This window comes from Anaerosporobacter sp. (assembly GCF_965301125.1).
Genome location: NZ_CBDLAM010000137.1, coordinates 1 through 11,012 on the forward strand (window position 1 = coordinate 1; position 11,012 = coordinate 11,012).

Genomic DNA, 11,012 nt, shown 5'->3' on the forward strand with positions numbered 1-11,012 from the left:
ACAACAGCCACAATCAATACAACGTGATTCTTCTGTAACTTTCATCATATCATTAAAAATATCATTTACCTCTCTACTACTTGGTTCTTTAATATCAATCTTTTTACTAGTATAAGAACGCATAAAATCCTTAATATTCAAATCTGAAAATTGCTCCTCGAAATATTTCCATCTATCTTCAAGAGACAATGTACTATTCCAAGGATTGTGGTGAGTACTTCTTGATGTAAATAAACTTCTCTTCTCAGGTTCATTAATAACTAACTTATTCATATCGTTAATTGCTAACTCTACATCAATCTCATCTATAGATTCATCCGTTCCTGTCCCCCGAATACAACCTTTCTGGCAATTTAAAATATCAACTAAAAACGGCATGTTCCCCTTAAGTTTTGCGTAATCCTTTAAAAATCTATACGCTTCTTCTTCTCCCTCGACCTGTAATACAGCAGTCTGATTGCCTAAAAAGAAATGTACACATTCTTTCAGACCACCTGGCGTTGGATATCTGGATCCTAACCCATAACTTGACTCTTCATCAGCTTCCTTAGCATTCTTATACTTATCGCCGATAGCTTCTAATAGCTTTTTGAACGTAACATTATACTTTACATATCCATTTGTATTCTTATCATTTATTTCAATACTCTTCGCAATACATGGAGATAAGAATACTAATTCTTCTGATACTCCCTTGTATTTCTTTAAATATATAGCCTCATCGAGCATAGGGCTATGTAGTGGTACTAACCTAGAAATCAACTCTGGTTGATACTTCTCGATATAGTTTACTATTGCAGGACATGGCTGTGATATCATTCCTGTTTTACCAGTTTCTTTTATGTACTTAATGTATGTCCAAGTGGTTATATCAGCTCCCTCAGACACACTATAAATATGTGATACTCCTAAAGATTTTAAGTAACCATAAATTTTTCTATACTCTTTAGGATAGTTTGCCACAAATGCAGGTGCTACAATGATTGAATACTTCTTACCTGCCTTCAAATCACGCAAGAAAGATTCCGTATCATCTTCGTAATCTCTGGCATTATGATGACAATGGTCAAAACAAGAACCACACAAGATACACATATCTGGATTTACTTCAATCTTGCCATCTTTAGCAACATTCGCAGTAACTGTTGGACAACTTCTAATACATTTGTTACATCCAATACAATTCGAATTCGTATAGATCATAATAACACTCCTTTCCGTGGTATACCTACCCCATTAATCTCTCACATAAATTATCACGCAAAAAATATGACAAATTTTGAAAAATCAATATTGTGTTCACTAAAAAAGGTGCTAATCTTATACATATATTATAGTTCAATTTGACATAAACAACAACTAAAAATACTAAAAAAACAGCCATTCGTTCATATTCAAAGAAATAAACGGATGACTATTTTATATTCTATATTATAATACTGCAGCAAGTAATTTTTTCGTATATTCATCTTTTGGTTGTAAAAAGATATCTTTTGTATCACCTTGTTCTACTATTTTTCCCTTATTCATGACAATTACGCGATCACATATTTCATGAATAACATTCATATCATGTGAGATAAATAGGTAAGTCAAATTATGCTTTTCTTTTAATTCCATAAGTAAGTTAAGAATCTGACGTTGTATCGTTACATCTAATGCTGAGACTGCTTCATCAAGAATAACAAACTTTGACTGTAGCATCAATGCTGCTGCAATACATACTCTTTGTCGTTGTCCACCACTTAATTGATATACGTAACGATTCTCAACCTCCTCAGAAAGTCCTACTTCCTTGAGTTTTTCTTTCACCAATTGTTTACGCTCTTCTTTCGTAAAACCGCCTTTAATCTTTAGTGGTTCTTCAAGAATCCACCCAATTCGTTTTGCTTGGTTTAGGCTACTATAGGGATCTTGGAATACCATCTGTGGTCTTGTTTCATCGCAAGTTATCTCCCCTTCATATAGCGTATTAAGTCCTGCAATTGCTTTTGCTAGAGTGGATTTTCCACTACCACTTTCGCCTACAATTCCTACTACTTCTCCCCTATTGATATAGAAGGAAGCTTGTTTTACAATTTGTTCTTTCTCGCCTCTGCGTAATCTTCCATTCTGATAATAGTAGATATTAACGCCCTCTACTGATAACATTTTAGATGATTTATCCTGATCCTTAGTAAGGGATTGTGCTACTAGGGTTTGTGCTACTGTTGCTTGCTTCGCTCTCTTTTTATGAATAGAAGGAACTGCATCAATTAGCTTCTTCGTATAATCTTCTTGTGGATTCTGAAAAATGTCTTTTACCAATCCTTGTTCTACAATCTTACCATCTGCCATAATTATTGTTCTTTTACACATGTTTCTTATTACTCCTAAATCATGTGAAATCAAGATAATACTTACGCCATATTCCTGATTCATCTTCTTTAATAAGGAAAGAATCTGTGCTTGTACAGATACGTCCAGCGCAGTGGTAGGCTCATCTGCTATTAATATCTTAGGTTTACAGATCATAGCCATTGCTATCATAACTCTCTGGCGCATTCCCCCAGATAATTCATGAGGATATTTATTATATAAATCTTTTGGATTATTAAGTCCTACTTTAAGCAAAACGTCTAAGGTTCTATCCATTTGCTCTTTTTTTGATAAACTTGTATGAATGCTTAACATTTCTCTGATTTGTTCACCAATTTTCATAACAGGATTCAAACTAGTCATTGGTTCTTGAAACACCATTGCTATTTCTTTTCCAAGATAAGAGCGTCTTTGTTTTTCAGCCATAGCTAGAAGGTTTTCTCCTTCCACATTAATCTCACCATTCATTATCTTAGCTGAGTCTTTTAGTAATCCCATTATTGATAATGCTGTCATAGATTTACCTGACCCAGACTCACCAACAATTCCAAGTATCTCGCCTTGATCTACTTGAAAGGATATGTCATTTACAACCATTTGCATAGGCTTCGTATCCGCAAATCCAATTGATAAATTATTTACTTCTAGTAACATCGTTTCATATCCTTTCTTTTATGGTTTGGGTGTATTATCAAAGTTTCTATACAAAACTCTTTTTACATTTTCATGGCTTCTTAGCTAACGTTCTATGACACGAAACACGCTGCACATCTAAGTACTTCTAGGTGTGTACGGCTAGTTTCGTTAAAAGGTGCGGAATCGCCTTCGATTCGGCTCCTGCCTCAGCTCAGGCTGGCTCGGCTTCCTTGCCTCGCCTTCCTAGGTTGTATAAGTACACACTAAGAAGTACTTTAGATGTTTCGCTATCGTTTCTTAGTCATAGTACGTCAGCTAAGAAGCGAGGATAGGTTATTGAGAGTTTTGATAATTTACTTTTTTGATGTACAAATACTTGGAAATTAAAGAACATATAAAGCATGGATAATAAAGTCTATTCTCTCTTAACTTCTTTCTAACGTCCTTCTTACCTTACCGTTCTTCATTTATCAAACTTATTCCTAATACTGTTATTACAATCATAACACCTGGGGCAATTGCGTACCATGGGGCGGATATTAGGTAGGCTTGTGCTTCTGATAGCATTCTTCCAAGACTAGCGTCTGGGGGTTGTACTCCAAGTCCTAGATAACTCATTCCGGCTTCTGCTAGGACTGCATTGTTAAAGCCTATGGTTATGGTGGAGAATAGGATGGATCGTATATTGGGTAGGATATGGATGAACATAATACGCATATCACTTGCTCCCATTAATTTAGCCATCTTTACATAATCCATCTCTTTTTGGACCATGTATTCACTTCGAACTACTCTTGCAAAACTCGGTATGAATACAATGCCAAGTGCCAATATAATGTTGTACTTGCCTATTCCAAAGATACTAATAATTACTAAGGTCAATAATATACTTGGAAATGATGTGATTCCATCATTTACTCGCATCACTATACTATCTAGGACACCACCATAATAACCTGTGAAGGCGCCTACTAACGTTCCTACGAATGTGCCGATTGAAACTGTTGCTAATGCTACAAAGAATGTAGTTCGGCTTCCTTCCATTACTCTACTTAAAATGTCTCGTCCAAAGTTATCTGTACCAAGCCAATGTGCAAGGCTAGGGGCTGAATTTTTTAGAGATCCGTTCATAGCATTGGGATCATATGGTGTATAGAAGATTCCTACTATTACTAACAAAAGTACGATTCCTATTAGGATAGAACCAAGAATGAAATTGAAATTTTTCGTTCTCATTCGGCACCTCCCTCTTTGCTGATTCGTGGATCAATGATTCTATATAACACATCAACAATTAGATTAATTACAACTACAATTGTAGCTATATATAATACAACTGCCTGTACAACTGCATAATCGCGACTTGATATGGCTACTACTAGTAGACGTCCAAGTCCAGGTAGATTAAATACCTGTTCTACAATAATACTTCCTGCCAAAACATCAGCAATAATCATTCCAAGGAATGTAATAACAGGTATTAAAGCATTCTTAAGAACATGCTTAACTAAGATGTCATGCTTTGAATTTCCTTTACTTTTTGCCGTTCTTACATATTCATAATGCATCTGCCTGCGAATGGAACTTCGTAAGAACTTAACTGTCATTGCAATCTTTGGAATTGCCATTGCTATCGCTGGATAAATTAGATAGGCAAAGAATTTTCCCTTGTCCTCACTAAAACTTACATACTTACCTGGGACAAACCATTTTAGACATACTCCAAAAATCAAAGTTAATATCATTCCTAAAAAGAATGGTGGAATTGCCATCATTGTCTGGGTTAATAACACCACAATTCGGTCAATGATACCGCCTTCTTTCTTAGAAGATAGAATTCCTAAAGGAATAGATATCGCTATAATAAGGATAATAGCTATCACGGCTAACCATACTGTAACGGTTAATCGACTGGATATTAATTGTCCTACTTCCATATTATATTGAGTGGATTGTCCAAAATCTCCTTGTAATACATTGCCTAACCATCTACCATAACGAATTACTATATTATCATCTAAACCTCTTTCTTGGCGCAAGGCCTGAATTGCTTCAGGAGTCGCATCCATGCCAAGAGTACTTAATACGCTATCTCCAGGGATTACTTGAAAGGCAGTAAATGTGAATATTGACACAATCAACAATGTTATAATGAGAGTAGTTATTTTTTTAATAATATATTTCACAATTTTCCGCCTTTCTTTATCCTAAAATGTTTTTTGTATAACTTTAATTATTCTGAGATATAATGTACTTTTGCCATATCCTGAACATATACTGGGTAGAATGTATAACCAGCTAACTTCTTATTTACCGCTACAAGCAAGGCTGGAGACTGAATATAAGCAGATGCAGCATCATTTGTTAGGTATGCTTGTAATTGCTTATAATACTCAACTTTTTCCTCATCAACCGTACTTGCTATTGCTTTAGCAAATGTAGCATCAAAATCAGGATTATTATAATTAATAAAATTATTTTTATGAGTAGATTCAAAACGTTCTAAAGAATCTCTTGGTGCAAGATTCGAATCCAAACCTATTATTGTAGCTTGGTAATTTCGATTTCCATATACATCACTTAACCAGCTATTCCATTCTATTAATTGAATTTTCGCTGTAATTCCAACTGCTTTCAGTTGTTCTACAATAATCTGCGCGGTATCTACATGAAATTGATAGCTAGATGGCACAGTAATTGTGAATGTTAATCCGTTAGCATATCCTGCTTCTGCTAATAACTCTTTCGCCTTTTCTACGTTATTATCATACGTTCCCGTTAAATCTGTATTATAGTACTTCGTAAATGCTGGGAACATATTCGTATCAATAATAGCACCTCTACCACCAGCAACCATATCAAGAATTCCTTGACGATCAAGGGCATAACAGATTGCTTGTCTTACTTTGATATCGTTGAATGGTTCTGCATCATTGTTAAGGAATAATGCCTGAACAAGATTCATATTACCTTCTTCAATACGATACGTATCTGGTAATTGTGTTGCTTGATCATCTGTTAAGTAAGGGAAAATATCAATTGATCCAGCCATTAATTCCATAAATGCGGAATCTGTATTTGCTGAAATCTTGAATGTTACTTTGTCAAGATATGCTTTATCTCCCCAATAATCTTCATTCTTAGCAATTACAAAACTCTCTAGTGGTGCGTAAGATACGAATTTGAATGGTCCTGTTCCCATCGGTTCCTTATCTAACTTGTCGTAATTAGCTGGTACGATAGCACTCGTTAGATATGGAAGTAATTCCGTATCAGCACTCTTTAACGCTAATTCAATTGTCTGGTCATCAACAATATTTACTTCCTTAACATTAGAAAGCGCCGATTCCACTTTAACAGACGAATCCGTCTCCTTAAGCAAACCAGCGCAACGTTCTATAGAATATTTAACATCCTCTGCTGTTACAGCTTCACCATTATGGAATTTCACTCCATCACGAAGGGTAAATGTATATATCTTACCATCTTCAGAAATTTGGTATTCGCTTGCAACAGCTGGAACTAAATCACCATTTTCATTAGGTTTTACTAAACCTTCATACACATTGAATAATACTTCATTAGTTCCTGCCGCAACTGCTTTGTGTGGGTCAAGACTATCTAGATCCTGTGTTATTCCTACTACAATAGAGCCGCCATAGATTGCATCTTTATCTGATGTTTCACTATCGCTTTGCTCATTAGAAGAAGTATCATCTGTAGTCGGCATTTTGTTGGTATTCTTATCTGACTTATCGCCTTTACATCCTGAAAGTGCAATAGTAAGTACAAGAACAGCTAACATTAATACATACTTTGAAAAATATTTATCTTTCACTTTGGCCTCCTCATCTGTCTTTGACAGACTTATCGATAATATTCCTCTCATTATTTGATTGTCGATATTATAATATATTTTTTTACTTGATTAATCAAGTAAAAAAGTGGAATTACTTAAAAAAATGCAATTGTTTTACAACTTCTCATTGTACTTCATTACATACCCTATCAATAATTGTGCAGACACTAAAACTGCTCTCTCATCTATATTAAAGCATTCATGATGATTTGGATATGCTCTACCAAGCTCTTCATTTCCTGCTCCAACGAACGCAAATGCTCCAGGGATGTGTTGTTGATAAATGGAGAAATCTTCTCCTAACATCATCTTAGGAACAGAGATAATATCTTCTGGAGCAAACAATTCTTTCGCCGCTTCAAGAGCTGTCATAGTCACTCTCTTATCATTCATAACAACTGGATGTAAGGACTTCATATATTCTACATGAGCAATTGCATTATAGGTTTCCGCAGTATTAGTCGCAATTCGCTTTACTGATTGCTCAATGTGTCTACAATCCTGCGTGGAGAATGTTCTCGCAGTCCCTTCTATAAAAGCTTCGCCTGATATTACATTATGCTGTGTTCCTGAAACTAAATGCCCTACAGTTACGACAGCACTGCTAATAGGGTCGAATTCTCTGCTAATAATTGTTTGTAAGTTCATAACTGTAGCTGCTCCCGCTATAGTTGCATCCACACATTGCTGTGGCTTACCTGCATGTCCGGATTTTCCTATTATTCGTATCCGGAATATATCAGAAGCTGCCATTCTTGGCCCTTCTTCTATAGATATTTTACCACAAGGAATATCTCCAAATACATGCAAGCCAAAAATTTCTTCAACATCATCTAGATGTCCACCATCACAAATAGCCTTTGCACCAAGACAATTTTCTTCAGAAGGTTGGAAGATTAATTTGACAGTGCATTTTAGTTCCTCTTCGTGTTTTTTTAATATAGAAGCAGCACCTAACATAGCTGCCATATGTGCGTCATGCCCGCAAGCATGCATCAGTCCATCAACTTCGGACTTATATGTAACCTCATTTTTTTCTTGAATGCGTAGTGCATCCATATCAGAACGTAAAGCAATTACTTTCGGCCCATGGCCTATGAAGCCAATCACTCCAGTTCCAGCCGCTGTCACGAAGGGAATCTCCATGACAGCTAGCTCTTCTTTAATTCGTTTTGAAGTTTCAAACTCCTGCATACCAAGTTCAGGATGTTTGTGAAAATGTTTTCTTAGACGGATAATATAATTACTTATTATATCAACTTCCTTCTTTATCTCCATTTCTCCAACTCCTCTTTGTTATAAACAGGTGCAAAATCATCACTATCTGTACAGAAGAATCCACCATTTGTTTGAATCATTGATAGGAACCAATTTGCAGCCTTTGATTTGTGTGCTTCATCCATTGTAACTTCATAAATTGCTTTAATCCCATGTTCCTTAACAAATTCCATATCACTATCTGAATCAAAAGATTCTATTTCACACTCTTGAAAATCAATACTCTTTGATTCATCGAATTCAATTGAAGCAATTCCAAGTTCTGGCCAAACTTGAATCTCCATTCCCTTTTCTTCAACCACCGGGGCAACAATTTGTTTACATGTATATTCTTCCGTTGCCATATAAAATAGATTCATAATCACTGGTTTCTTAACAGCGACAACCTTAGCATTCGTTTTGCTTCCTTTATTCGCCTTCTTTGCTCCAGTACTCTTACTTTTTACTTTTGACGTATTCTTACCAACACCTGCTTCCTTTGAAATATAGCGATCCCAATCTGTTAATGGTTTTCCCTTTGATGTCTTTGCGTTCGCCTGTGATGTCTTTCCATTTCCTTGTGATGTCTTTCCGTTTCCTCGTGTTGTCTTTCCGTTTCCTTGTGTTGCCTTTCCGTTTCCTTGTGTTGGGTTTTTACCTTTGTTTGCGAATTGCTTCATAATATGAGTATAACTCCTCTCTTCTTGCTCTCTCTTTGTTAAGATTAAATATAGCACATTTCTCATCCCTTGCATAGGCATGGCTTTATTTATCAATGAGAAATCACCTTATATTCCAGTGCTATTTCTTTCTTAACACTTTCACAATCTTGTTTTTGCCTACTCCTAGTATAAAGGATTCTGCTTTCGGATTCACGGTAAGTCCTGAGAATTTTTCTCCATCTATCTTTATAGCATTCTGTGTTATTAGTCTTCGTGCCTCACTCTTACTTCCAGCAAATGCAACATTACATATTAATGCTGGTAAATCAATTTCTCCATCTTCCTTAAGTTCTTGGCTCCCAGGTATCTGATTCATTACATATTCCCTTATATTATCCAGTACTTCTTTTTGTTGGTACATCATTTCAAAATGTTTCTCAGCCTTTTCTGCCTTATCAATACCATGATACAAACTTGTTATTTCACACGCTAAACTCATCTTAATATCTCTAGGATTTACTTCTCCATATTCTAGCTCACTTCTGTAACCTTCTATCTCATCGGGATGAATATCCGTAACCAATTCAAAATAACGAATAATTAGATTATCTGGAATTGTCATAACCTTACGATACATCACATCTGGGTCTTCATCAATTCCAATGTAATTCCCAAGACTCTTGCTCATCTTTTGAACACCGTCTGTTCCTTCAAGAATCGGAACAAACATCGCGATCTGACTCTCTAGCCCATAATCCTTCTGCAATGCCCTTCCCATTAAGATATTAAAGGTCTGTTCGGTACCTCCGAGTTCAATATCGGCACCAATATGAACAGAATCGTATGCCTGCATAAGCGGGTAAAAGAATTCATGTAACCCGATTGCCTGCTGATTTTTATAACGATTGGAAAAATCATCTCTCTCTAGAATTCTTGCTACCGTAACTTTACCTGCTAACGAGATTACATCTTCGAAATTCAGCTTCTTAAGCCATTCACTATTAAATCGAATCTCTGTCTTCTCGGGATCAAGAACCTTCATAATCTGTTTTGCATAGGTCGTTGCATTAATCAGAACTTCTTCCTCAGTCATTTGGTTTCTAACCTTACTTCTTCCCGTTGGATCACCAATTCTTCCTGTAAAATCACCAATAATGATAACAACACGATGCCCTAGGTCCTGTAATTGTTTCATCTTACGCAGTACAACTGTATGCCCAAGATGAATATCTGGCGCAGAAGGGTCTAATCCTAACTTAACCACAAGTGGCTTTTGCTCCTCATAGCTTCTCTTTAACTTATTAAGTAACTCCTCTTCGTTAATAATTTCTAATAGCCCCTTCTTAATAATCTTGAGTTGTTCTTCTGGTTCTTTGTTAATTAATTTGTTTGTCATAGAAATCTCCCTTTCCAAGACATTGCATCAAGAGTTTTGAGCTGAACTTTTGACACCCGAGCCTAGTAAATAAAAAAGCTCCCGTCCTTTGCATATATATACACAAAGGACGAGAGCATCTATTCTCACGTGTTACCACCTTTATTCACCATAGTATTGCTACTTTGGCCTCATCAGGTACGCCATCTCATCTACTAATTTCGAATCATGGATTATACCTTATCAATATAACGGTTGCACCCGTCACAGCCTACTACATACATTGTATGATTCAGTGTGAAACTCCGAGATGTATTTCAAGATCTTCTTTTTGCACCTCTCATCAACCGGTAACTTTCTGTTAAAAGAATGATTCTCTACTTCTTCTCTTCAATGTCTTTATCAAAATATAATAAGTAATTTTTTACTTGTTGCAAACCATATTATACTTCTTCTTTCAATATGTCAACCCTTAATTCACATAAAACTCCTACAAAAACCCCATATTATAATTCTAATTTACCGGTTAGGGTACCAAAAAATTGTACTCGTGTATCTATAAAGTATACCCGCAAAACTCTTAATACCGTAAATTTGCTTCTTAGCTGACGTACTATGACTAAGAAACGATAGCGAAGCATCTATAGTACTTCTTAGTGTGTACTTAAGTAACCTAGGAAGGCGAGACAAGGATGCCGAGCCAGCCGTGCGATGTAGAAGATTATTAGTTTTAGATTACCTTTGTGTCATCGCACTAGGGAGGTAGGATGCCGAATCGAAGGCGATTCCGTACCATTTTGACGCTGTCATTGTACACACTTAGAAGTACTTAGATGTGTAGCGTGTTTCGTGTCATAGTACGTAA

The 11,012-nt window shown here is 36.0% G+C and carries 8 protein-coding genes and 1 other annotated feature; all 8 genes read right to left on the reverse strand.

The window, feature by feature from the left end; genetic code table 11:
* The coding region (locus tag ACW2QF_RS13985) for a [Fe-Fe] hydrogenase large subunit C-terminal domain-containing protein (protein ID WP_455716623.1) at positions 1-1,203 on the reverse strand (1,203 nt) is incomplete at its 3' end.
* A gap of 228 nt (positions 1,204-1,431) precedes the next feature.
* Entirely contained in the window at positions 1,432-3,012 is a 1,581-nt protein-coding gene (locus ACW2QF_RS13990; protein ID WP_455716624.1) for a dipeptide ABC transporter ATP-binding protein, read from the reverse strand.
* A gap of 435 nt (positions 3,013-3,447) precedes the next feature.
* Positions 3,448-4,230, reverse strand: coding sequence for an ABC transporter permease (locus ACW2QF_RS13995; RefSeq protein ID WP_455716625.1), 783 nt, complete (start codon positions 4,228-4,230; stop codon positions 3,448-3,450).
* A complete protein-coding gene (locus tag ACW2QF_RS14000) occupies positions 4,227-5,180 on the reverse strand; it encodes an ABC transporter permease (protein WP_455716626.1) in 954 nt (317 codons plus the stop codon). The genes ACW2QF_RS13995 and ACW2QF_RS14000 overlap by 4 nt, the downstream gene beginning before the upstream one ends.
* Before the next feature lie 47 nt (positions 5,181-5,227).
* A complete protein-coding gene (locus ACW2QF_RS14005) occupies positions 5,228-6,832 on the reverse strand; it encodes an ABC transporter substrate-binding protein (protein ID WP_455716627.1) in 1,605 nt (534 codons plus the stop codon).
* A gap of 135 nt (positions 6,833-6,967) precedes the next feature.
* Positions 6,968-8,131: a M20 metallopeptidase family protein gene (locus ACW2QF_RS14010; RefSeq protein ID WP_455716628.1), complete on the reverse strand. Its 1,164-nt coding sequence runs from the start codon at positions 8,129-8,131 to the stop codon at positions 6,968-6,970.
* On the reverse strand, positions 8,122-8,790 hold the full coding sequence (locus ACW2QF_RS14015; protein WP_455716629.1) for a hypothetical protein: 669 nt from the start codon (positions 8,788-8,790) through the stop codon (positions 8,122-8,124). Before ACW2QF_RS14015 ends, ACW2QF_RS14010 begins: the two co-directional genes overlap by 10 nt.
* A 121-nt stretch (positions 8,791-8,911) precedes the next feature.
* Complete coding sequence (tyrS, locus tag ACW2QF_RS14020) at positions 8,912-10,168, reverse strand: tyrosine--tRNA ligase (RefSeq protein WP_455716630.1); 1,257 nt, start codon at positions 10,166-10,168, stop codon at positions 8,912-8,914.
* Positions 10,169-10,270: 102 nt separating this feature from the next.
* Positions 10,271-10,550 (reverse strand) — a binding site (T-box leader).
* Between the last annotated feature and the right edge of the window lie 462 nt (positions 10,551-11,012).